Annotated in this window: 21 protein-coding genes; 13 read left to right on the top strand and 8 right to left on the bottom strand. The window is 70.6% G+C overall.

Translation table 11 applies throughout. The features are described 5' to 3' along the window. The first annotated feature begins 5 nt into the window (after window positions 1-5). Genes DFR72_RS31035 through DFR72_RS31020 form a run of 4 tightly spaced genes read left to right on the top strand, consistent with a single transcriptional unit; the run spans window position 6 to window position 2,816 of the window. A complete protein-coding gene (locus DFR72_RS31035) occupies window positions 6-626 on the top strand; it encodes a riboflavin synthase (protein WP_090069094.1) in 621 nt (206 codons plus the stop codon). Continuing rightward, window positions 623-1,885 carry a bifunctional 3,4-dihydroxy-2-butanone-4-phosphate synthase/GTP cyclohydrolase II gene (locus DFR72_RS31030; RefSeq protein ID WP_090069096.1) on the top strand — a complete coding sequence of 421 codons (1,263 nt, stop codon included), beginning with the start codon at window positions 623-625 and terminating at the stop codon, window positions 1,883-1,885. Before DFR72_RS31035 ends, DFR72_RS31030 begins: the two co-directional genes overlap by 4 nt. Next, window positions 1,882-2,379, top strand: a complete 498-nt coding sequence (gene ribH / locus DFR72_RS31025) for a 6,7-dimethyl-8-ribityllumazine synthase (protein ID WP_090069097.1) — start codon at window positions 1,882-1,884, stop codon at window positions 2,377-2,379. Before DFR72_RS31030 ends, ribH begins: the two co-directional genes overlap by 4 nt. Next, complete coding sequence (locus DFR72_RS31020; RefSeq protein ID WP_425459923.1) at window positions 2,376-2,816, top strand: PH domain-containing protein; 441 nt, start codon at window positions 2,376-2,378, stop codon at window positions 2,814-2,816. The genes ribH and DFR72_RS31020 overlap by 4 nt, the downstream gene beginning before the upstream one ends. Here DFR72_RS31020 and DFR72_RS31015 read toward each other — a convergent pair. From DFR72_RS31015 to DFR72_RS45105, 3 genes are all read right to left on the bottom strand, one after another. Beyond that, the gene (locus DFR72_RS31015; protein ID WP_170176486.1) at window positions 2,813-3,238 is read right to left on the bottom strand and encodes a DUF1761 domain-containing protein; all 426 of its coding nucleotides are present in this window, start codon (window positions 3,236-3,238) and stop codon (window positions 2,813-2,815) included. The two genes, DFR72_RS31020 and DFR72_RS31015, sit on opposite strands and share 4 nt — an antisense overlap. A 123-nt stretch (window positions 3,239-3,361) precedes the next feature. Further along, window positions 3,362-6,178 carry an aconitate hydratase gene (locus DFR72_RS31010; protein WP_256239456.1) on the bottom strand — a complete coding sequence of 939 codons (2,817 nt, stop codon included), beginning with the start codon at window positions 6,176-6,178 and terminating at the stop codon, window positions 3,362-3,364. Between the two features lie 132 nt (window positions 6,179-6,310). Next, complete coding sequence (locus tag DFR72_RS45105) at window positions 6,311-6,862, bottom strand: AraC family transcriptional regulator (RefSeq protein ID WP_170176485.1); 552 nt, start codon at window positions 6,860-6,862, stop codon at window positions 6,311-6,313. Between the two features lie 90 nt (window positions 6,863-6,952). Here DFR72_RS45105 and DFR72_RS31000 point away from each other — a divergent pair, with 90 nt between their 5' ends. Next, on the top strand, window positions 6,953-7,600 hold the full coding sequence (locus DFR72_RS31000) for an alpha/beta fold hydrolase (RefSeq protein ID WP_170176484.1): 648 nt from the start codon (window positions 6,953-6,955) through the stop codon (window positions 7,598-7,600). Here DFR72_RS31000 and DFR72_RS30995 read toward each other — a convergent pair. After that, complete coding sequence (locus DFR72_RS30995) at window positions 7,587-7,994, bottom strand: hypothetical protein (RefSeq protein ID WP_090069190.1); 408 nt, start codon at window positions 7,992-7,994, stop codon at window positions 7,587-7,589. The two genes, DFR72_RS31000 and DFR72_RS30995, sit on opposite strands and share 14 nt — an antisense overlap. Before the next feature lie 19 nt (window positions 7,995-8,013). Here DFR72_RS30995 and DFR72_RS30990 point away from each other — a divergent pair, with 19 nt between their 5' ends. The 3 genes from DFR72_RS30990 to DFR72_RS30980 are packed head-to-tail and all read left to right on the top strand — an operon-like array spanning window position 8,014 to window position 12,433. Then, window positions 8,014-8,724 (top strand): ATP-binding cassette domain-containing protein, encoded by a 711-nt coding sequence (locus DFR72_RS30990; protein ID WP_245983669.1) that lies wholly within the window; start codon window positions 8,014-8,016, stop codon window positions 8,722-8,724. Beyond that, window positions 8,721-9,353, top strand: a complete 633-nt coding sequence (locus tag DFR72_RS30985; protein ID WP_090069107.1) for a hypothetical protein — start codon at window positions 8,721-8,723, stop codon at window positions 9,351-9,353. The genes DFR72_RS30990 and DFR72_RS30985 overlap by 4 nt, the downstream gene beginning before the upstream one ends. Beyond that, window positions 9,353-12,433: an ATP-binding protein gene (locus DFR72_RS30980; RefSeq protein ID WP_090069109.1), complete on the top strand. Its 3,081-nt coding sequence runs from the start codon at window positions 9,353-9,355 to the stop codon at window positions 12,431-12,433. Before DFR72_RS30985 ends, DFR72_RS30980 begins: the two co-directional genes overlap by 1 nt. On the opposite strand, the gene DFR72_RS30975 is transcribed toward DFR72_RS30980, so the two are convergent. The 3 genes from DFR72_RS30975 to DFR72_RS30965 form a co-directional block, all read right to left on the bottom strand. Next, on the bottom strand, window positions 12,353-13,660 hold the full coding sequence (locus DFR72_RS30975; RefSeq protein WP_090069110.1) for an FAD-dependent monooxygenase: 1,308 nt from the start codon (window positions 13,658-13,660) through the stop codon (window positions 12,353-12,355). The two genes, DFR72_RS30980 and DFR72_RS30975, sit on opposite strands and share 81 nt — an antisense overlap. An 83-nt stretch (window positions 13,661-13,743) precedes the next feature. Then, a complete protein-coding gene (locus DFR72_RS30970) occupies window positions 13,744-15,267 on the bottom strand; it encodes a hypothetical protein (RefSeq protein ID WP_090069113.1) in 1,524 nt (507 codons plus the stop codon). After that, the gene (locus tag DFR72_RS30965; protein WP_143086850.1) at window positions 15,264-15,716 is read right to left on the bottom strand and encodes a hypothetical protein; all 453 of its coding nucleotides are present in this window, start codon (window positions 15,714-15,716) and stop codon (window positions 15,264-15,266) included. The genes DFR72_RS30970 and DFR72_RS30965 overlap by 4 nt, the downstream gene beginning before the upstream one ends. 17 nt (window positions 15,717-15,733) lie before the next feature. Here DFR72_RS30965 and DFR72_RS30960 point away from each other — a divergent pair, with 17 nt between their 5' ends. From DFR72_RS30960 to DFR72_RS30945, 4 genes are all read left to right on the top strand, one after another. Beyond that, window positions 15,734-16,543, top strand: a complete 810-nt coding sequence (locus DFR72_RS30960) for an SIR2 family NAD-dependent protein deacylase (RefSeq protein ID WP_090069116.1) — start codon at window positions 15,734-15,736, stop codon at window positions 16,541-16,543. 10 nt (window positions 16,544-16,553) lie between these two features. Then, window positions 16,554-18,077 carry an AMP-binding protein gene (locus DFR72_RS30955; RefSeq protein ID WP_090069117.1) on the top strand — a complete coding sequence of 508 codons (1,524 nt, stop codon included), beginning with the start codon at window positions 16,554-16,556 and terminating at the stop codon, window positions 18,075-18,077. Window positions 18,078-18,235: 158 nt separating this feature from the next. Next, a complete protein-coding gene (locus tag DFR72_RS30950) occupies window positions 18,236-19,546 on the top strand; it encodes an NlpC/P60 family protein (protein ID WP_245983667.1) in 1,311 nt (436 codons plus the stop codon). Window positions 19,547-19,607: 61 nt separating this feature from the next. Then, on the top strand, window positions 19,608-20,519 hold the full coding sequence (locus tag DFR72_RS30945; RefSeq protein WP_114773816.1) for a hypothetical protein: 912 nt from the start codon (window positions 19,608-19,610) through the stop codon (window positions 20,517-20,519). A gap of 18 nt (window positions 20,520-20,537) precedes the next feature. Here the strand turns inward: DFR72_RS30945 and DFR72_RS30940 are convergent, their stop codons facing one another. Then, entirely contained in the window at window positions 20,538-21,014 is a 477-nt protein-coding gene (locus DFR72_RS30940; RefSeq protein WP_090069195.1) for a GNAT family N-acetyltransferase, read from the bottom strand. A gap of 47 nt (window positions 21,015-21,061) precedes the next feature. On the opposite strand from DFR72_RS30940, the gene DFR72_RS30935 reads away from it, so the two are divergent. Next, on the top strand, window positions 21,062-21,673 hold a 612-nt coding region (locus tag DFR72_RS30935; RefSeq protein WP_147290345.1), incomplete at its 3' end, for a TetR/AcrR family transcriptional regulator.

Genomic DNA, 21,673 nt, shown 5'->3' with positions numbered 1-21,673 from the left:
GAGCGGTGTTCACCGGGATCGTCGAGGAACTCGGCCACGTCGAGGCGATTGAGGACCTGCCTGACGCGGCACGGATCCGCATCGCCGGGCCGATCGTGACCAGCGACGCGAAGCACGGCGACTCCATCGCGGTGAGCGGCGTCTGCCTCACCGTCGTGGAAGTCGAGAACGACAGCTTCACCGCGGACGTGATGCGCGAGACCCTCACGCGCAGCAGCCTCGCGAAGGTCGCCGCGGGCGACCGGGTCAACCTGGAGCGCGCGGCCGCGGTCGGCCAGCGCCTCGGCGGCCACATCGTGCAGGGCCACGTCGACGGCACGGGCACGATCCTCGCGCGGGAGAAGGCGGAGCACTGGGAGATCGTCCACATCGGACTCCCGCCGAGCCTCTCCCGGTACGTCGTGGAGAAGGGCTCCATCACGGTCGACGGGGTCTCGCTGACGGTCGTGACGGTCTCCGAGGACCAGTTCACCGTGAGCCTGATCCCGACGACCCTCGAACTCACCACGCTCGGGCAGCGGATTCCGGGCGACCTGGTGAACCTGGAGGTCGACGTGCTGGCGAAGTACGTCGAACGACTGGCGATCCCGCACCTGCGGGCCATCGCGGGCGAGGAGGCCCAGTGAGCACGGACTTCGCTGAGATCGAGCGCGCGATCAGGGACGTCGCCGCCGGTCGTCCCGTGGTCGTCGTGGACGACGAGGACCGCGAGAACGAGGGCGACCTGATCTTCGCCGCCGAGAAGGCGACGCCCGAGCTGCTCGCGTTCATGGTCCGCTACACGTCCGGCTACATCTGCGTGCCGCTGACCGAGGAGGACTGCGACCGCCTCGACCTGCCGCCGATGTTCCACACGAACCAGGACGTGCGCGGCACCGCCTACACCGTCACGGTCGACGCGCGTGAGGGCGTGAGCACCGGCATCTCGGCCGCGGACCGCGCCCGCACGATCCGGCTGCTCGCGGACCCGACCGCGAAGGCCAGCGACTTCAACCGCCCGGGCCACGTCGTGCCGTTGCGGGCCAAGGCCGGTGGCGTGCTGCGCCGTCCCGGGCACACCGAGGCCGCCGTCGACCTGGCGCGGATGGCCGGGTTGTCGCCCGCGGGCGTGCTCTGCGAGATCGTGTCGCAGAAGGACGAGGGCGACATGGCCCGCCGCGACGAGCTGGAGGTCTTCGCCGCGGACCACGACCTCGCGATCATCACGATCGCCGACCTCATCGCGTACCGCCGCCGGGTCGAGACCCAGGTCGTGCGCGCCGCCGAGGCCCGCATCCCGACCGCGCACGGCGTGTTCACGGCGTTCGGCTACGACAGCCTGCTCGACGGCATCGAGCACGTCGCCCTGGTGTACGGCGAGATCGGCGACGGCGAGGACGTGCTGGTGCGCGTGCACTCCGAGTGCCTCACCGGCGACGTCCTGGGCTCGTTGCGCTGCGACTGCGGCCCGCAGCTCGACGCGGCGATGGAAGCCGTTGCGGCACAAGGCCGTGGCGTCGTGCTGTACATGCGCGGCCACGAGGGCCGTGGCATCGGCCTGATGCACAAGCTGCAGGCGTACCAGTTGCAGGACCAGGGCGCCGACACCGTGGACGCGAACCTGGTGCAGGGCCTGCCCGCCGACGCGCGCGACTACGGCACGGGCGCGCAGATCCTCGTGGAACTCGGCATCAAGTCCATGCGGCTGCTGACGAACAACCCGGCCAAGCGCGTCGGGCTGGAGGCCGGATACGGTCTCCGGGTGCTCGACCGGGTGCCGCTGCCGGTCTCCCCGAACCCGGAGAACCTGCGGTACCTGCGCACCAAGCGCGACCGGATGGGTCACGAACTGCACCAGCTGGAGCAGTACGAGACCGTTGTTCCCGCTACGGAGGACCAGGAATGAGCGGCGAGGGCCGTCCAGACCAGACCAGGCTCGACGGCAAGGGCCTGAGCGTCGCGATCGCGGCGACGCGCTGGCACACCAAGATCACCGACCAGCTCGTCGAGCGCGCCCTGAAGGCCGCCGAGGACGCGGGCTGCGTCGACACGACCGTCGTGCGCGTGGCGGGGGCGATCGAACTCCCCGTCGTGGTGCAGGAACTGGCGCGTCACCACGACGCGGTGGTCGCGCTGGGCGTGGTCATCCGCGGCGGCACCCCGCACTTCGAGTACGTGTGCGACTCGGTGACGGACGGGCTCACGCGCGTCGCGCTCGACGAGTCCACGCCCGTGGGCAACGGCGTGCTGACGACCAACACCGAGGAGCAGGCCCTGGCCCGCGCCGGCCTGCCGGACTCGGTGGAGGACAAGGGGTACGAGGCGACCGTCGCCGCGATCGACACGGCACTGGTGCTGCGCGGCCTGCGCCAGCCCTGGACCGAGCGGGGTTTCGAATGATGACGGCAGAAGCGCTCGTCCTGCGCCCCAAGAAGATCCGCCGCGTCGCGTGGGCGTGCGCGGTCGGTCTGGTCGTGGTGTTCACGGTGGTGGGGCTGCTGCTGGGCAACACGCCGACCGGCGTGATCTTCCGGACCTCCGACCAGATCGCCATGATCCTGCTGGGCTTCCTGCTCGCGGGTGGTGTGCTGCTGCTGACCCGTCCGCGCGTCACGGCCGACGCGTCGGGTGTCGACGTGCGCAACGTCGTGACGTCACACCACTTCGACTGGAACGACGTGCTGTCGGTCAGCTTCCCGGACGGTGCCGCGTGGGCCCGGCTGGAGCTGCCGGACGACGAGTACATCTCGGTGATGGCCGTGCAGGCCGTGGACCGCGATTACGCTGTTTCGTCCGTGCGCGCGTTGCGTGAGCTCCACAAGGCAGCTAGGAACTAGATCCACTGACCGAGGATCGCGCCCGCGAGCGTGAGTCCGACGACGTGATAGCCCGCTCCGATGGCCGCGAAGGTGATCGGGGCGGGCTTCGTCATGTCGTAGGCGCCGGTCACGAACCTGACCGGCAGGGCGATGCCGAGACCGACGACCAGTCCCAGCAGGATGCCTTCCATGATGTTGTCGGTGCGGGAGGCGTAGCCGATCATCGCGGTGGCGAGCGTGATGACGAAGCACGTGACCAGCGGGATGGCGAAGACGCCCACTCCTACCTTCTCGGGTGGGCTCAGGTCCCAGCCGGCCGCGCGTTGCCAGGCCCTGCCGAAGGCGTAGTTCGCGTACCAGACCAGGCCGAGCGCGAAGTACGCGATCGTGGCGACGACGACGGCCAACCAGTTGAGGTCGCCGAGCACGGTCAAGCTCATGAGGGGTCTCCCGCGGTGATCAGGGTGACTTGGCATCGCGGGGTGCACGCTCGCCGTTACGAGTGCATTCACGGCGAAAGGGCCGCCCACCGGTGGTGGACGGCCCTTTCGGCAAAACGGTGACTAGCTGCGGACCATCTTGCGCAGCACGTACTGCATGATGCCGCCGTTGCGGTAGTAGTCGGCCTCACCGGGCGTGTCGATGCGGACGACCGCGTCGAACTCGACCTTCGAGCCGTCCGCCTTGGTGGCGACGACGTGCACCGTCGACGGCGTGGTGCCGTTGTTCAGCTCCGTGACGCCGCTGAAGTCGAACGTCTCGGTGCCGTCGAGACCCAGCGACGACGCGGTGTCGCCCGCCGGGTACTGCAGCGGCAGCACGCCCATGCCGATGAGGTTCGAGCGGTGGATGCGCTCGTAGGACTCGGCGATGACGGCGCGGACGCCGAGCAGCGAGGTGCCCTTGGCCGCCCAGTCGCGCGACGAACCGGAGCCGTACTCCTTGCCCGCCAGCACGACCAGCGGGACGCCGGCCTCCGCGTACGACACGGACGCGTCGTAGATGGTGGTCTGCGGGGCGCCGTCGGCCAGGAAGTCGCGGGTGAAGCCGCCCTGGACGTCGTCGAGCAGCAGGTTGCGCAGGCGGATGTTCGCGAACGTGCCGCGGATCATCACCTCGTGGTTGCCGCGGCGGGAGCCGTAGGAGTTGAAGTCCTTGCGCTCCACGCCGTGCTCGGTCAGGTACCTGCCCGCGGGCGAGTCGGCCTTGATCGAACCGGCGGGGGAGATGTGGTCCGTGGTGACCGAGTCGCCCAGCAGGGCCAGCACGCGGGCACCCGAGATGTCGGTGACCGGCTTCGGCTCCATCTCCATGCCCTCGAAGTACGGGGGCTTGCGCACGTAGGTGGACTCGGTGTCCCACTCGAACGTGTTGCCGGTCGGCGTGGGCAGCGACTGCCAGCGCTCGTCACCGGAGAACACGTTCTTGTAGCCCTTGGTGAAGCCCTCCGCGGAGATCGAGGTCGAGATGACCTCGGCGATCTCGGCCGGGGTCGGCCAGATCTCCGACAGGTACACCGGCTTGCCCTCGGGGTCGTACGCGAGCGGCTCGGTGGTGATGTCCTTGTCCATCGAACCGGCCAGCGCGTACGCCACGACCAGCGGCGGCGACGCGAGGTAGTTCATCTTGATGTCCGGGTTGATCCGGCCCTCGAAGTTGCGGTTGCCGGACAGCACCGAGACGACCGCGAGGTCGCCTTCCTGCACGCCCGCCGAGATCTCGTCCTGCAGCGGGCCCGAGTTGCCGATGCAGGTGGTGCAGCCGTAGCCGACCAGGTGGAAGCCGAGCTTCTCCAGGTACGGCATGAGGCCGGCGCGCTCGTAGTAGTCCATGACGACCTTCGAGCCCGGCGCCAGGGTCGTCTTGACCCACGGCTTGCGCTCGAGACCGCGCTCGACGGCCTTCTTCGCGAGAAGAGCGGCACCGAGCATCACGGACGGGTTCGAGGTGTTGGTGCACGACGTGATCGCGGCGATCGCGACGGCGCCGTGGTCCAGCTCGAACTCGGCACCGTCGAGGGTGACCTTGACCGGCTTCGACACGCGGCCGGTGGCACCCTCTGCGGCGGTGTGGAACACCTTCGGGGTACCCGAGCCGTTCTCGCCCTCGTGCACGGCAACCGGGTCGCTGGCCGGGAACGTGTCGTCGACGGCCTCGTCCACACCGGACAGCTCCGGGGAGTCGGTGTGCGCGACGTAGGCACCCAGGGCCTGGCGGAACGCCTCTTTGGCGTTCGTCAGCTCGATGCGGTCCTGCGGCCGCTTCGGGCCGGCGATGGACGGGACGACCGTCGCCAGGTCGAGCTCCAGCGTCTCGGAGAACACCGGCTCGCGGGACGCGTCGTGCCAGAGGCCCTGTTCCTTGGCGTAGGCCTCGACGAGCGCGATCTGCTCCTCGGTGCGGCCGGTCAGGCGCAGGTAGTCGATGGTCTCGCCGTCGATCGGGAAGATGCCGACCGTGGAGCCGAACTCCGGCGACATGTTGCCGATCGTGGCGCGGTTCGCGAGCGGCACGGCGCTGACGCCCTCGCCGTAGAACTCGACGAACTTGCCGACGACGCCCTGCTTGCGCAGCATCTCGGTGATCGTGAGCACGAGGTCGGTCGCGGTGGCGCCGGGGGGCAGCTCACCGGAGAGCTTGAAGCCCACGACGCGCGGGATCAGCATGGAGACCGGCTGGCCGAGCATCGCGGCCTCGGCCTCGATGCCGCCGACGCCCCAGCCCAGCACGCCGATGCCGTTGACCATCGTGGTGTGCGAGTCGGTGCCGACCAGCGTGTCCGGGTACGCCTGGCCGTTGCGGACCATGACGACGCGGGCCAGGTGCTCGATGTTGACCTGGTGCACGATGCCGGTGCCGGGCGGGACGACCTTGAACTCGTCGAACGCGGTCTGGCCCCAGCGCAGGAACTGGTAGCGCTCGCGGTTGCGCTCGTACTCCAGGTCGACGTTCAGCTCGAACGCGTCCGGGCGGCCGAAGATGTCGGCGATGACCGAGTGGTCGATCACGAGCTCGGCGGGCGCGAGCGGGTTGACCTTCTCGGCGTCGCCGCCGAGCTGGGTGACGGCCTCGCGCATGGTGGCGAGGTCGACGACGCAGGGCACACCGGTGAAGTCCTGCATCACGACGCGGGCGGGCGTGAACTGGATCTCGGTGCTCGGCTCGGCGGCCGGGTCCCAGTTGGCGAGAGCGCGCACGTGGTCGGCGGTGATGTTCGCGCCGTCCTCGGTCCGCAGCAGGTTCTCCAGCAGGATCTTCAGGCTGAACGGCAGACGCTCGGCGCCCTCCACGGCGCTCAGCCGGAACACCTCGTAAGAGGCGTCGCCGACGTTGAGCGTGCCGCGGGCGCCGAAGCTGTCCTTGCTAGCTGGTGCAGTCACGTGCAACTCCATAACTGGTGACGGCGCGGTGGTCAGTTCGGGATGGGGGAGAGTCTTCCTCACCGGGTCGGCCCCTGCCCCTCGACCCCAAACAGTACGCTTGTCCTGTAAGCCGGTTCAAGCCAGGTTGCCCTAAGTCACGATCCCGGTGCGGTACTCGCCGGGAGATCGTCCGGCGAACCTCCTGAACGCGGCGCAGAACGCGCTTTCCGTCCGATGTCCGGTGGCCGCGGCGACCGAGGCGACGGTGCCCCCGGTGTCGCGCAGCAGCCGGGCCGCGTGCCGCATGCGCAGCCGGTACAGGTAGCCGAGCGGTGTCATGCCCGTGCTCTCCCCGAACCGCGCGAAGAACGCCGATCGCGACACCGCCGCGACCGCGGCCCGCTCCCTGACGGTCCACGGGTGCCGCAGGTCCTCGTAGTAGGGGGCAGCGAACACCGACGGCGTGTCCGGGTCCGCGGCGATGCGGTACGGCCGCCGCCCGGCGATGACGTAGCGGTCGTCCTGCTCGGCCCAGAAGCTCTCACCGGCCACCGTCACGTGCGCACGGCCGTGCACCACGACCTCCACCCGCAGGTCCAGCCGTTCGACGAAGTGCAGCGCCCACCGTCCGCCGGCGTGCAGGGGCGTCGCGACGACCCAGTTCACGCTCAGCGCCGACAGGACCTGCTCGAGCGGGTTCACGGACTCTCCCGACAGAAGGGCGGACTCTGACGACGGTCGCCGGTGATCTTGGGGGGCTAGCGTAGGTCCGAACGGATGAAGGAGATCTTGATGGACCGCGGGAACCTGCTGCTCGTGCACGGTGCCTGGCACGGGTCGTGGTGCTGGGACCTGCTCGTTCCCGAACTGCGCTCCCGGGGCTGGACGACGTCGGTGCTCGACCTGCCGAGCGCCTCGGGCGCCCCGGCCGCGGGCGTGCGCGAGGACGCCGAGGTGGTGCGGGCGGCGATCGGGGCACTGGACGGGCCGGTGACCGTGCTGGCCCACTCGTACGCCGGGGTGCCGGTCGGCGAGGCCGCCCAGGCCGCGGACCGGCTCGTCTACCTGGCGGCGCACCTGCTCGAGCCCGGCGAGTCCGTGGTGTCGCCGCTGGGCGGTCCCTGGTACGAGCCGGGGACGAAGCTGCTGGACGTGCCGGAGCCCGCCCGCGACCTGCTGTTCGCCGACGTGCCGGACGAGCGGGCGGCGTGGGCGGCTGCGCGGTTGCGGCCGCAGAGCGCCCGGTCGTTCGAGGAGCCGGTGACCGCGGCCGCCTGGCGGACCGTTCCGACCACGTCGATCCTGTGCGCGGACGACGTGATCTTCCCGGCACCGTTCGCGGACCGGCTCCGGGCGCGCGGTGCGCTGCGGTTGCCGGGCTCGCACTCGCCGTTCCTGTCGAGGCCCGCCGAGCTGGCGGACCTGATCACAGCAGGATGACCGCGAACGCGATCAGCACCAGCACCTTCGCGCCCTCCAGTGCGATGTAGGCGAGGTGCGCCCGGGACTTCGGCGGGGTCTCTCCCGCGATGATCAGCGCGGCCCTGGCTTCGAGCCGGGGCCGCAGCACCGTCACCTGGACCGCCAGGGTCACGGCCAGCGCGACCAGCAGCACGGTCGCGGCCACCGGGCGCGGGACGAGCGCGAACGTGATCGTCGTGGCCGCCGCGAGCACGATCTCCGCCGAGTTCAGGGCGCGGAACACCAGCCGGCCGATGCCGAGTCCCAGCGGCAGCGTGATGCCGGGCGCGCGGAACTTCAGCGGCGCCTCGATCGAGATCGCCAGCACCATGCCGAGCCAGATGCACGCCAAAGCGAGCGGAAGCGGTGTCATGGGTGGTTATCTTGGCGTGGTGCTCCTAGATCGTGTTTCGAAGCGGTACGGGCGTGGGCCCTGGGTGCTGCGCGACCTCTCGCTGGAGGTCTCCGGCCTGACCGTGCTGACCGGCGCGAACGGCACCGGCAAGTCGACGTTGCTCAAGATCGCCGCCGGCGTCCTGAGGCCGACGTCCGGACGTGTCGAGCGGCCCGCCTCGGTCGGTTATGTGCCCGAGCGGTTCCCTTCGGACGTCAGGATGTCCGCTTCGTCCTACCTCGCGCACATGGGGCGCGTCCGCGGCGCCGAGGCCGGCGATGCGCTGGAACGACTGGGGTTCGTCGGCTCGATGACGGCGCCGATGTCCGAGCTGTCCAAGGGCAACACGCAGAAGGTCGCGCTGGCGCAGGCTTTGGCGGCGTCCGACGTGCTCGTGCTCGACGAGCCGTGGTCCGGGCTCGACCCTGCGGCGTCCGCCGAACTGGTGTCGTTGCTGGAGGGACGGACGGCGCTGGTGTCCGACCACGAGGGACACCTCGCGTCGGCGGCGCGCGTGGACCTCTCCGGCGGGCACGTGACGATCGAGCTCAGCCGGGTCGCGGCGCCCGACGCGTTGGAGGCGCTGGAAGGCGTGCGGTCGGTGCAGGCGCGCGGGTCGTCGGTGCGGGTGGTGGTGGCGCCGGAGCAGAGCGACCAGGTGCTGGCGGAGGCGTTGCGGCTCGGCTGCTCGGTGCGGAGCGTGCGGTGATCTCACTCGTCCGGTACCTCGCGGTCGATGTCCTTCGCGGGCAACGGTATTTGGCGCCGCTGCTCGTGTTCCTCGGCGTGATGGGGATGTTGTTCTCGGCCGACGCCGGGCAGCCGCTGGAGGCGTATTCGGGTTCGTCCGCGTTGCTCTACCCGATCGCGGCGTGGATGGCCGTGGTCGTGGCGACGTCCGAGGACGTGGTGCGGCGCGAGATCACCGTGGTCACAGCGGGTGGCTGGCCGCGGGTGCTGACGGCGGCGGCGCTGGTCGCGGTGATGTTCGCGATGGCCATGGCGGTGCTGGCGGCGGTGTGGCCGGTGGTCACGAACCCCCACCCGTACACGGCAGGCGAATTTTTTGTCGGACTGGCGGCCCATACTGGGTGTGCGCTGCTCGGCGTCGGGGTCGGCCTGCTGTTCGCCCGTCCCGTCCTCGACTCCACCGGGCGCACCGTGCTGGCGGTGTTCTCGGTGGTGGTGCTGACGTACCCGCTGGGGCGGGCGACCCCGCTCGGGTGGGTGCTGGACGCCCTGGGCCACAACAGGGTGTCGCTGTCCCTGCTGGGGACGGCGGCGGTCGGCGTCGCGCTCGTGGCGGCCGCGGTGGTGGCCGGGGTGCGGCGGGCCTGATGCGGGTCGACGTGCTCGGGCCGCTGCGGGTCGTGGCCGACGACGGCGCACCGGTCGAGGTGCGCGGCAAACGGCTGCGGTGGCTGCTGATCCGGCTGGCGGTGGAACCCGGCACCGTCGTCGCGCCGGACCGGCTGATCGCCGACCTGTGGCCGGACGAGCCGCCGGTCGACGGTGCCGCGGCGTTGCAGTCGCTCGTGTCGCGGCTGCGGCGGGTGCTCGGTGCCGCCGTGATCTCGTCGCACGCGGCGGGCTACCGGCTGGAGGCGGAGACCGACGTCGAGGTCTTCTCGCGGACGCGTGACGCGGCGTTGTGGCGTGGCGCGGCGTTCGAGGAGGCACCGTTCGCGGTCGACGAGGCCGTGCGGCTTTCGTTGCTGCGCGACGACCTCGCGGGTCTGGAGGCGCTGGCGGCGGCGCATCCGCTGCGCGAGGACGTGCAGGCCCGGTTGATGCTGGCGCTGAACGCCGCCGGACGGCGGTCGGACGCGCTGGCGGTGTTCGCGCGCGTTCGCACGGCTCTGGCCGACGAGCTGGGCGTGGATCCCGGTGAGGCGCTGGCGGCCGCCCATCTGACGGTGCTGCGCGAGCGCGTCGCGCGCGGGAACCTGCCGGCGCAGGTCGGGTCGTTCGTCGGGCGCGGCGCGGACCTGGCCGCGTTGGCCTCGTTGTTGCGCGACAACCGGTTGGTGACGCTGACCGGGTTCGGAGGCGTGGGCAAGACACGTCTCGCGCTGACGCACGCCGCGTCGGAGCCGCAGGCGTGGTTCGTCGAGCTCGACTCGGCGGCCGAACCGCTGGCGGCACTGGACGCCGCCCTGGGCCCGAACCCGTTGGCGGCGCCGGTGTTCTCGCGGCTCGGGTCGTCGCTGGTGCTGCTCGACAACTGCGAGCACGTCGTGGACGCGGCCGCGGCGTTGTGCGTCCGGCTGCTGGCCGAGGCGCCGGACGCGCGCGTCCTGGCGACGTCACGCGAACCGCTGGGCATTCCGGGCGAGGTCGTGTGCCCGGTCGCGCCGCTCGACCTCGACCACGCCGTGCGGTTGTTCTCGGCGCGGGTCGGGACGGCGTTGGACGCTGACGTGGTGCGGCGGGTTTGTGCCGCGCTGGAAGGGATTCCGCTCGCCCTGGAGTTGGCGGCGGCGCGGGCCCGGTCGTTGTCGGCGGCGCAGCTGGAGTCGCGAGTGGACAGCCGGCTGCGGCTGCTCGACCGCGGCGCGCGGACCGGGCCGGCGCGGCACCGGACGCTGCGGGCGGTGATCGACTGGAGCTGGGAGCTGCTGGACGAGGCCGAGCGCGCGTTGCTGGCGCGACTGGCCGTTTTCGCGGGCGGGGCGACCGCTGCGGCGGTGCACGAGGTGTGCGCGGCCGGCGCGAGTGTGTCGGCTGTGGTGGACGAGGCGGGCGGCCCTGGCTCGGGTGGGGCCGGCTTGGGTGGGGCGGCGCAGCAGGGTGGCGGGACTGTCGTGTGCGCGGCCGGCCTGGGCGGACCGGCACACGACACGGGCGGGCGTGGTGCTGGTGGGACCGGCTCAGGTGGGGCTGGTTCCGCAGCGGCGAATGACATGCGCAGGGCCGGCCTGGATGCGGCCGGCGTGAGCGGGGAGACCGCCGGCATGAGCGGGGAGACCGCCGCGACGGTGAACGAGGCGTCCGGGGCAGGCTCGCGCAGGGGTACCCCCTTGCTGGGAACCCCTGCATCACAACGTACTCAGGAGGTCCGACAAGATCAGGACCTCTGGGACACCGAGGACCTGCTGGCCGCGCTCGTGGAGAAGTCGCTGGTCGTGCGCGTGGGCGAGCGCTACCGGCTGCTGGAGACCGTGCGCGAGTACGCGTTGGAGCAGGGGCAGACCGATCCTGCGAAGCACGCCGCCTACTACGTGGAGCTGGCCGAGCGGAACGAACCGCTGCTGCGCGGCCCGGAGCAGCTGGACGCGTTGAAGGTCTTCGACGTGGAACGCGCCAACCTCGACGCGGCGCAGGCGTGGGCCGTCCGGCACGACCCGGCGATCGCGCGGCGCATGATGGCCGCACGCACGTGGCATTGGCTCGTGATGACGAAGCGGTTCGAGGAGATCCGCCGCTGGGCGTCGCTCACACCGGACGACCCGCTGTCGGAGGTGCTGGCCTCGCTCGGCACGCCGGCCGCCGTCGTCGCGGCGGAGCGGTTGTGGCAGGAGGACCTGCCGACTGCGTTGTGCGCGTTGATGCTGACGAGCGGTCAGGTCTGGGGTCAGACCGCGCTGGCGGAACGGCTCGAGGTGCTGGCCGGCCGGCTGGACCGGTCGCCGGACGCGTGGATGCGCGCGTTCGCGGCGCTCGTGCGGGGGCTGGTGGCCGGTGAGTTCAGCGAGGGTTCGGCGCCGCGGGCGGAGGCCGCCTACCGGGAGGCGCTGCGCGGGTTCCGGGCGGTGGGCGACCGGTGGGCCGTGGTGTTCGGGTTGTCCTGCCTGGTCATGGTGCTGATCAACCGGGGTGCGTTCGCCGAGGGCCTGCGGGCGGTCTCCGAGGCGAGGCAGGTGGCGGCCGAGCTGGGCGAGCCGGAGTCGGTGCTGGTGCCGATGTCGGTGCTCATGCAGGCGGCGCGCATCAAGATCAGGATCGGTGACTTCGCCGGCGCCCGTGAGGACCTGAAGCTGGTACCGCCGTCCCCGTTCGAGCTGGACCAGGCACGGATCACCCAGGCACACGGGGAGATGGCGTACTTCCGCGGTGACTTCGAGCAGGCCGTCGCCTTGTACCGGCAGGTGCTCGACGCCACGGAGGACTCGCCCGCGAACCAGTTCCGCGCCACCGCCCACGCGGGACTGGGACTGGCGCTGACGCGTCTCGGTCAGCTCGCCGAGGCGGGCGAGCACCACGGCCGGGCGCTCGACACCGTCAACAGGAGCGCTGACGGCCCGGCCCGCGCCATGGTGCTGGAGTGGTACGCGGACTGGCTGTGCGCCCAGGGCGATCCCGTCAGCGCGGGGAACGCCCTGGACGAGGCCGAACGGCTACGCGGCGGACCGAGCAGCGACCCGGCGGTGGTGCAGCTGCGTGACCGGGTTCGCGCCGAAGTACGCGTCGATCGCTGACCGTCCGATCGCGGCGACGTACCCGTCCGGGCGCACCAGGACCGGGCCGCCGGCGAAGTCGAGCGTCACGAAGTCGGGGCCGCGCAGCAGGTCGAAGATCCGGCCCTGCTCGGTGATCCCGTCGGGCACGCGGTCGCCCGCGCGCAGACCGGGGCCGTCCTCGGTCCGGTACGACAGCGAGAGCTGCAGCGTCTCGTCCCCGCGGCGTTCGAACGGGTTGCCGGACATCATGATCGCGGTGGTCATGCCGAGCAGCCACTCGGCGACGGGCTTGCGCTCGGCCTCGTAGGTGTCGAGCAGCGTCTCCATCCCGAGCTTCCAGCCCAGGTTGTAGGCGTCCTGGATGCCGGTGTTCATGCCCTGCGCACCGGCGGGGGAGTGCACGTGCGCGGCGTCGCCCGCGAGGAACACCCGGCCGGCGCGGAACCTGTCCACCATGCGGATGTTGGTGCGGTGCGGGGACATCCACGTCGCGTCGTGCAGGACCACGTCGTCCAGGCCGGTGCACTCGCGGACGATCCGCTGGTACAGCTCCAACGACGGTTCGTGGTCGCCGTCGGCGGCCGCCTGGAACTGGAAGAGGTCCGTGCCGGGCAGCGGGCACAGGGCGAGCCACTGGCCGGCGCGGCTGCCCCACTGGTGCCAGTGGTCACGGTCGAGGCCGGAGACCCGCACGTCGCCGACGAGCATCCGCAGGTCGTCGTGGGTCTCGCCGACGAACGAGACGCCGAGTTCCTTGCGCACGAACGACTTGCCGCCGTCGCACCCGACGAGGTACTTCGCCCGCACGGTCTCCGAGCCGACGACGGCCGTCACGCCGGAGTCGTCCTGGGTGAACGACGTCAGCGGCATCCCGTGCTCGACGGGCTGGGGGAGTGCTTCCCGAAGGACCTGCTCGACCCGGAACTGCGGGATGAGCATGGTGCGGGCGTACGGGCGTTCGACCGTGGGGTGGCGGCCCTCGTGCACGTCCCACTCACGCAGCACCTCGCGGCCCTTGTAGGCGCGCATGGTCAGGTCGAGCCGGCCGGACGCCAGCACGGGCTCGATCACGCCCAGGTCGTGGAAGACCTCCATGCTGCGCGGCTGGAGGCCCTTGCCGCGAGAGCCGGCGAACGGCGCGGACGCCGCGTCGACGATGCGGAACGGCACCCCGCGGCGGGAGAGGTCGAGGGCGAGGGTGAGGCCGGTCGGGCCGGCGCCGATGATCAGAACCTGAGTGTCCATGACCAGAGGTTCGGCCCCGCGACTGCCACGGCCCTGCCACCACGCTGTTGCGGGTGACAGGGCCGTGGCGGACCTGCGAGAACTTACTTCTTGAGCAGCGCGATCAGCGCGTCGACGTCCTTCGGCTCGAAGCCGCGGAACAGCGTCAGGGCCAGCTCGTAGTAGGAGCGGACCGGGCTGACGTACCACTTGCCGTCGACCTCGGTGGTGACGACGCCGACACCGGTCTTCATGACCGACCCGGCCACCCGGCCGATGATCTCTACGGCCTCGGCGGGGATCTTCTTGCCGCCCTGCTGCTGCAGCAGCTGCGTGATCTCGTCCGCGCACAGCTTCTGCGAGCCCTGGCCGGGCACGTCGGCGGCGTAGCAGTCGCCCTCGCGGGTGATCGTCACCGTCTCGCCCTCAGCGGTGATCGACACCTTCTTGACCGTGACCTGCTTGCCGCCGGCCACGTCCTTGACGTCGGTCTCCAGCGCGTTCAGCTTGGCGCCGGTCGGCTTCTGCTTGCCGGCCTCGGCCAGCAGAAGCGGACCGAGGTCCTGCAGCACACCGGCCTCGTCGGGCGGCAGCAGCGCGATGACCTTCGTCAGGTCGGCGTCGAGCGCGGCGTTCACCATCTGCTTGGCGGCGTCCTCGGCCGAGCTCGCGCCCTGCGGTGCGATGCCCTGTGCCGGCCACTTCTTCTTGTCCTCCTCCAGGACCGCGTTGGCGATCGTGTAGAAGGCGCTCGGGTACCACTTGTCGCCGACCTTGATCGACGCGATGCCGATCGGCGTGCCGCGCTTCTGCACCTCGGCGGTGATGTCGAAGGTCTCGGACTTCGACGAGGTGAGGTTCAGGTCGTCACCGATCGCGTCGACGAGCTTGTCGGTGAGCGGGATCTTCGACGCGTCCGAGGTGATCGTGATCTTGCCCTCGACCAGCTTGTTGATGGTGAGGTGGTCGTTGATCTTCTCGGCCTTGGCCTCGTCGAACTTGATGTTCTCGCTCTTGAACTCGACGCCGCTCAGCTTGTTCGGGTCGGCCTCCGGCTTGAGGATCTCGAGACGCTTCATCTCCTTCGTCATCGAGTCCATGTAGTCCTTCGACAACGCGGCCTCGGCCGGCGCGAGCGAGGCCATGATGCCGACGACGTCACCGCTGCCCAGCTGCTCGACGAGGTTCTTCGCCGCGACGGCCGGGGAGTCCTGGCCCGCGTTCGCCCCGGGGTCGGCCTTCTGGATCGCGAAGAAGGTGACACCGCCGCCGATCAGCAGCAGCACGGCGACGACGGCCGTGACGACCAGGCCGGTGCGCTTCTTCTTCGGCGGCTCGCCGCCCATCGGCGCGTAGCCGTACGGCTGCTGGGGGAAGCCCTGCTGGGGAAAGCCCTGCGGGCCCGTCTGCGGGTAGCCCTGCTGCGGGAAGCCCTGCGGCCCGGTCTGCGGGTAGCCGCCCTGCTGGGGCTGCTGCGGGTGTCCGCCCTGCTGCGGGTAGCCGCCTGGCTGCTGCGGGTAGCCACCCGGCTGCTGCGGCTGCTGCTGGTAGCCGCCCTGCTGGGGCTGCTGCCCGTACGGGTTGTTCTGCGGCTGCCACTGGTCGCCGCCACCACCTGGGTAGCTCACGGGTTCCCTCCTGAGGTTCTCACTGCGCTGCGCCTTGTCGAGGTGAGCACCGTGATCGCCCCCACGATCGTCAGTACGGCACCGGCAAGGGTCGTGACTGGTCCGGAGGTGCTGATCCCGACCAACGCACCCTTGTTGTCCCCTTGGACTGTGGCAACCATGGCCACGGTTCCCCCGATCGTGCCAAAGAGAATTCCGATGCACCCGGCAAACCGCGGAAATCGGACCACGTACAGCGCGATCGTGACCATCGCCAGCGGTGTCAGTCCCACCCAGACCGACGTGACGACGGTGCCCGACACCCCGTCCAACCCGGCGAGATCACGCAGCGAAAGCACTTCGTAACTGTCTCTCGTGGTCGATCCGGATTTCAGCCACGGCAGGAAAGTCCCGACGATGGTGGTGACCAAGCCCACTGCCGCGATCGCGGCTCCCACAGCGCTGCGCACGGGACTAGTGTGAACCGATGCCTTCCCAGGCGTGCGCAGAGGCACGCGCTCTGGTCGCGTCGGCGCACCGGATCACGGTGCTGACGGGGGCGGGCGTCTCCACCGATTCGGGCATCCCGGACTTCCGCGGCCCGGCCGGGCTGTGGACCCGCGACGCCGACGCCGGGCGCGGGTCGTCGCTGCAGGCCTACCTCGCCGATGCGGAACTGCGCAGGCTCGCCTGGCGCGCGAAGCTCGACAGTCCCGTGTGGACGGCCAGGCCGAACGCGGCGCACAAGGCGCTGGTGGAACTGGAACGGTCCGGCCGGTTGCGCACCGTGGTCACCCAGAACATCGACGGCCTGCACCAGAAGGCGGGCTCCGATCCCCATCGCGTGCTGGAGTTGCACGGCACGCTGCATGCCACCGTGTGCCTGGGATGTGGTGCCACGGGTCCTATGCGGGACGCGTTGAAGCGCGTGGCCGGCGGCGAGCAGGAGCCGGACTGCCCGCGGTGCCGGGGAATCCTCAAGTCCGCCACCATCTCGTTCGGGCAGGAGCTCGACGGCGAGGTGCTGCGCCGCGCCCGGCTCGCCGCCCTGGACTGCGACGTGCTGCTGGTGGCGGGAACATCGCTGTCGGTGCAGCCCGCCGCGGGTCTCGTGTCGCTGGCGGCCAAGGCCGGTGCGCAGGTCATCATCTGCAACGCCGAACCGACGCCGTACGACGCCGTGGCGGCCGTTGTGCTGCACGAACCCGTGGGGGACGTGCTGCCCGACCTGAGCTCCGTTCCTCCATCCGGGGGAGGCCGATTCTCGTCCTGGGGAGATCCGAGCACCTGGTCGTAGGGTCGGGTTCATGCGCGTACCGCTGATCACCACCGACTTCCTGGACCGGGCGTCGTTCGCGTTCGCGGCGACGACGGCGACCATCGACGAGCCCGGCCAGCCCGCGAAGCCGGTCGCGACGACGACCTACGCGGAGATGGCGACCCGCGTGCGCGCGTGGCAGGCCGGGTTCGACGCACTGGGCGTCGGCGAGGGCGAGCGGGTCGCCGTCGTCAGCCACAACTCCGCGCGGATGCTCGAACTGCTGCACGCGCTGCCCGGCAGCGGGCGGATCTGCGTGCCGGTGAACTTCCGCCTGCGCCCCGACGAGGTGAAGTACATCGTCGAGCACAGCGGTGCCTCGGCGTTGTTCGTCGACCCGGAACTGGAACTGGACGACGTCGTGGCGCGCCACCGGTTCACGCTCGGCGAGGAGTCGGAGGCGTTGCTCCGGTTCGATGTGGAGCCACGGCCGTGGAGCGCGCCCTCGGAGGACGCGACGGCGACCATCAACTACACGTCCGGCACGACCGCGCGCCCCAAGGGCGTGCAGCTGACGCACCGCAACATCTGGCTCAACGCCGTTACGTTCGCCATGCACACCCGTGCGTGGGAGGGCGACGTGTACATGCACGTGCTGCCGATGTTCCACTGCAACGGCTGGGGAATGCCGTTCGGGCTCGCGGGGCTCGGGGTGCCCCAGGTGGTGCTGCGCAAGGTCGACGGCGCCGAGATCCTGCGCCGCGTGCGCGACCACGGCGTCACGCTCATGTGCGGCGCACCGGCCGTGTGGAACGCCGTGCTGGACGCCGCCGCGTCGTGGGACGGCGAGATCCCCGGCCGTGGCACCGTGCGGATCGTGTGCGCCGGTGCGCCGCCGCCCTCGCGCACGATCCAGCGCGTGACCGAGGAACTCGGCTGGGAGTTCCTGCAGATCTACGGCCTGACCGAGACGGCACCGCTGCTCACCTTCAACCGCGCCCAGCCAGGGCCGGAGGGCGTGGACGGTATCGAGAAGGCGAAGAAGCAGTCGCGGGCGGGCGCGCCGGCGCTCGGGGCACAGCTGCGGATCTCGGAGAACGGCGAGGTGATGGCGCGCTCGAACGTCGTCATGGAGGGCTACTGGGAGAACCCGGAGTCCACCGCGGACGCGATCGAGGACGGCTGGTTCCACACCGGCGACGGCGGCTACTTCGACGACGACGGCTACCTGACGATCTCCGACCGCAAGAAGGACGTGATCATCACCGGCGGCGAGAACGTCTCGTCCATCGAGGTCGAGGACTGCCTGTTCTCGCACCCGGCCGTCGCCGAGGTCGCGGTCATCGGTGTACCCCACGAGAAGTGGGGTGAAACGATCAAGGCGCTGGTCGTGCTCTCCGGCGAGGCCACCGAGGCCGAACTGGTCGAGCACTGCAAGGAGCGGCTCGCCGGGTACAAGGCGCCGACGTCGATCGAGTTCCGCGACTCCATCCCGCGCACGGCGACCGGCAAGATCCAGAAGTTCAAGCTCCGCGAGCCGTACTGGACCGGACGGGACCGAGGCGTGAACTAGAGGCGCCGGCTGGTCCATACCGGCGACACGCCAGACCTCCGATCGTCCCAAAAGGACCACCGACCGTGTTCCACTGTGACACGAGTGGTTGACGGTGCGTTAGTTCCTGATGCGCCGGATGCGTCTGATTGGTCTAATGCGGTTGGAGGTGATGTCCCGTGTTGACACGACTCTCCGCCGTGGTCGCGGTGTTGATGACGGCCGTCCTCACGGGGACGGCCGCTGCCGCGCCGCCTCCGCCGCCGAACCCGAGCGACTCGGAGATCTCGGCGTCGCGGGCGGAAGCGGATGCGAAGGCCGCCCGCGTGGGCGAACTGACCGGGCGGCTCACGCAGGCCGAGTCACGCCTGCAGGAGCTGTTCGACGACGTCTCGTACAAGCGCGAGCTCGCCAACAAGGCGCGCGTCGACCTCGAGACGGCGATCTCCGAGGCGGAGGCCGCCCGTCGTGAGGCCGCTGCCGCCCGTGTGGAGGCCGACGCGGCCTCCGCGGCCGTGGAGAAGAGCCGCCTCGAACTGGACGAGTTCGCCGCGGCCTCCTATGCGCAGGGCACCACCGTCGGCTCGTTCTCCGCGTACATCGGCGCCAAGTCGCCCGAGGACCTGCTGGCCCGTGCCCAGATGCTGGAGGCGGTGTCGGCGTCCAGCCTGAACCGGCTCGACCAGGTCACCCGTGACCAGGGCACCGCCGCGAACCTCGACTCCGCCGCCCGCGCCGCGCTCACCAAGGCCGAGACGAAGCAGGCCGCCGCGGACGAGGCCAAGAAGGTCGCCGAGCAGGCCCAGCAGGTGGCCGTGAACGCGCACTCGGCGCAGGCCGCGGCGACCGAGGAGCTGCAGGCCGACAGGGACGCCGTCGAACGGGAGCTGGCCGCCGCGCGAGGTGCGGTCAACGGCCTGGAAGCACAGCGCCAGCAGTACGACCAGTGGACCGAGGCGAAGAGGCGCGAGGACGAGGAGAACGCCCGTCGTGCCGCCGCCGCGGCCGCCGCCCAGGCCGCGCCGAAGCCCCAGGCGCCCCGCCCGATCGCGGCAGCACCCGCGCCGTCCGGCAACCGCGTGCAGACCGTGATCAACCGGGCGCTGGCCCAGCGCGGTGTCATCTACGCGTGGGGCGGCGGCAACCACTACGGCCCGACCTACGGCGTGCGCGACGGCGGCGTCGCCGACTCGTACGGCGACTTCCGCAAGATCGGCTTCGACTGCTCCGGCCTGATGATGTACGCCTTCGCGGGCGCCGGCGTGTTCCTGCCGCACTACAGCGGTTACCAGTACAACTCCGGCCGCAAGGTGCCGCTGTCACAGATGGCTCCCGGCGACATGATCTTCTGGGGGCCGGGCGGCGGCACGCACGTGGCGCTGTACCTGGGCGGAGGGATGATGGTGGAAGCGCCGCATTCCGGTGCCGTGGTGCGGATCTCACCTGTGAGGTACGGCGGCATCATGCCGTATGTCACTCGCATGTTGTGACTTCGTCGTAGATGATGCTGCTCTCGCAAGAGCAGCATCATTTCGACCTGGGGGATCCATCATGCGTGTGGCTGCGTTGTGCGCTGCCGTCATCACCGTCCTGGCGGCCGCCGCGCCCGCTCAGGCGCAGACCGGCTGTGTCTGGAGACCGACCGACCTGCCGCTCCCGGCGGACGCGACCAGCGGGCAGATGTCGGCCGCGAGCCCGGACGGCAGGTACTTCGCCGGCAAGGAGGAGGACGGCGGGCTGCTGCTCTGGCAGGACCGTCAGCTGATCGAGCTCGCCGGCACGGAGGGCGCCTCGCTGGCGCACGGCGTCAACGGCAGCGGCCACGTCATCAGCAACGACAGCACCGGTGCGTTCGTGCACCGCGACGGCACGAAGCAGTACCTGCCGGTGCCTGCCGGACGCCGGGCGTCCGTCCGCGACATCAACGAGCTCGGTGACGTGCTCGGGTACCTCGACGGCGGAAGCCCGGCGATCGTGTGGAAGGCCGCGAACCCCGGCACCTACGAGCTCATCGCGACCGCGAACCCGGTCGCGATCGACGACGAGGGCCGCATCGCATTCCGCAGCGGCGTGATCCGCTCGGCTGACGGCACCACCGTGCAGATCGCCGGCTATCCGGCCGTGCAGCTCGAGAAGTTCCAGGGCGGCCGGGTGGTCGGCCGCGTCGACCGCGCGTTCGACTCGCTGCGGGAGTGGAGCCTCACCGGCGCGGTCGTGCGCGACTACAAGATCATGCCGAGCAGCCCGTTGGGCATCAACCGCGATGGCCTGCTCCTCAGCGCGTACTTCAAGCGCGGCGTCGTCGGCAACACGTACGGCACGTGGCTCAACGGCACGTTCGTCGGCGACCTCGAACCTGAGGCGCGTGTCTACGCGGTCACGGACACCGGTGTCGTGGCGGGCTTCCGCCAGTGGCGCGCCGAGGACGACTTCTGGGGACCGTCCACCTGGGCCTGTTCCTAGCGGCGGACCGCGGCCGGCTCAGAGGCCACGTGCCCAGAGCTGGCCGGTCACGTCGTGGCCGAAGCTGTGCTGGGGCGTCTCCTCGGCCAGTTCGAACCCGTGCGCCTCGTAGATCTTCCTGGCGGACGCGAGCCCGTCGACCGTCCACAGCACCATGCGTTCGTAGCCCGCGCCTCGGGCGAACTCGACGCACGTCGTGACGAGCGCGTTGCCCGCGCCGTGGCCACGCGCGTCCGGGTGGACGAGCAGCACACGCAACTTCGCGGTCGTGTCGTCCTCACGAACGCAGAACACGCATCCGACGCGTCGGCCGTCGAGTTCGGCGATCCACGCGCCTTCTCTCGCGGGGTCGTGGTCCGCCGCGTAGTCACCGACGATCTTGGCGACCAGCGCCTCGAACGAGGTGTCCCAGGCGAGTTCGGACGCGTAGAGCTCTCCGTGCGCCTGGACCACCCAACCCAGGTCTCCGGGGTGGCCGAGCGGGCGGATCAGCATGGTCGCCTCCACTGACACGAGTGTTTCAGTGATGCGAGACTAGCGCCATGCCGTCCGCCCGCGAGACCGAACTGCTCGAAGCCGCCTACCGGTACGTGCTCACCCACGGCCTCGCCGACGTGTCGTTGCGGCCGCTCGCGGCGGCCATCGGATCGAGCACGCGCGTGCTGCTCTACCTCTTCGGCAGCAAGGAAGGTCTGGTCAAGGCGCTGCTGGCGCGCGCTCGCGCCGATGAACTGGCGTTGCTCGCCGACATCGGCGCGGGGCCGGGAGTGGTCCGGCGGTTGTGGGAGTGGCTGGCCGCGCCGGCACACCGGCCGTTGCTGACGTTGTGGCTGGAGGCGTATGCCCGCTCTCTCGTGGAGCCTGACGGGCCGTGGGCGGGCTTCGCGCGTGCGACCGTGGAGGACTGGCTGGAGGTGCTCAAGACCTCCCAGCCCGAGGACGTGCGTGACACCGCTGACGGGCTGGCCCTACGCACGCGTGAGCTCGCGTTGCTGCGAGGTGCGTTGCTGGATCTGCTGGCGACCGGGGACGGTGACCGCGTCACCGCCGCGCTGGCGACTAGTAGACCGTCGCTTCTAATCTTTGGGGTAGAGGTGGCGGAGTCGGGTGCGGGCGTCGTCGGTGGTGAACTGCCAGTCGATCCCGCGCTGGTT

Source organism: Lentzea flaviverrucosa, from assembly GCF_003350445.1.
Classification (GTDB): Bacteria; Actinomycetota; Actinomycetes; order Mycobacteriales; family Pseudonocardiaceae; genus Lentzea; species Lentzea californiensis.
This window is presented reverse-complemented; position numbering and strand designations above follow the sequence as displayed.

Bases quoted from the DNA above. Each gene is read 5' to 3' on its own strand.
- ribH (WP_090069097.1), top strand. From the start codon at position 1,882: ATGAGCGGCGAGGGCCGTCCAGACCAGACCAGGCTCGACGGCAAGGGC.
- DFR72_RS31020 (WP_425459923.1), top strand. From the start codon at position 2,376: ATGATGACGGCAGAAGCGCTCGTCCTGCGCCCCAAGAAGATCCGCCGC.
- DFR72_RS31015 (WP_170176486.1), bottom strand. From the start codon at position 3,238: ATGAGCTTGACCGTGCTCGGCGACCTCAACTGGTTGGCCGTCGTCGTC.
- DFR72_RS31000 (WP_170176484.1), top strand. From the start codon at position 6,953: ATGGACCGCGGGAACCTGCTGCTCGTGCACGGTGCCTGGCACGGGTCG.
- DFR72_RS30995 (WP_090069190.1), bottom strand. From the start codon at position 7,994: ATGACACCGCTTCCGCTCGCTTTGGCGTGCATCTGGCTCGGCATGGTG.
- DFR72_RS30980 (WP_090069109.1), top strand. From the start codon at position 9,353: ATGCGGGTCGACGTGCTCGGGCCGCTGCGGGTCGTGGCCGACGACGGC.
- DFR72_RS30975 (WP_090069110.1), bottom strand. From the start codon at position 13,660: ATGGACACTCAGGTTCTGATCATCGGCGCCGGCCCGACCGGCCTCACC.
- DFR72_RS30960 (WP_090069116.1), top strand. From the start codon at position 15,734: ATGCCTTCCCAGGCGTGCGCAGAGGCACGCGCTCTGGTCGCGTCGGCG.
- DFR72_RS30955 (WP_090069117.1), top strand. From the start codon at position 16,554: ATGCGCGTACCGCTGATCACCACCGACTTCCTGGACCGGGCGTCGTTC.
- DFR72_RS30945 (WP_114773816.1), top strand. From the start codon at position 19,608: ATGCGTGTGGCTGCGTTGTGCGCTGCCGTCATCACCGTCCTGGCGGCC.
- DFR72_RS30940 (WP_090069195.1), bottom strand. From the start codon at position 21,014: ATGCTGATCCGCCCGCTCGGCCACCCCGGAGACCTGGGTTGGGTGGTC.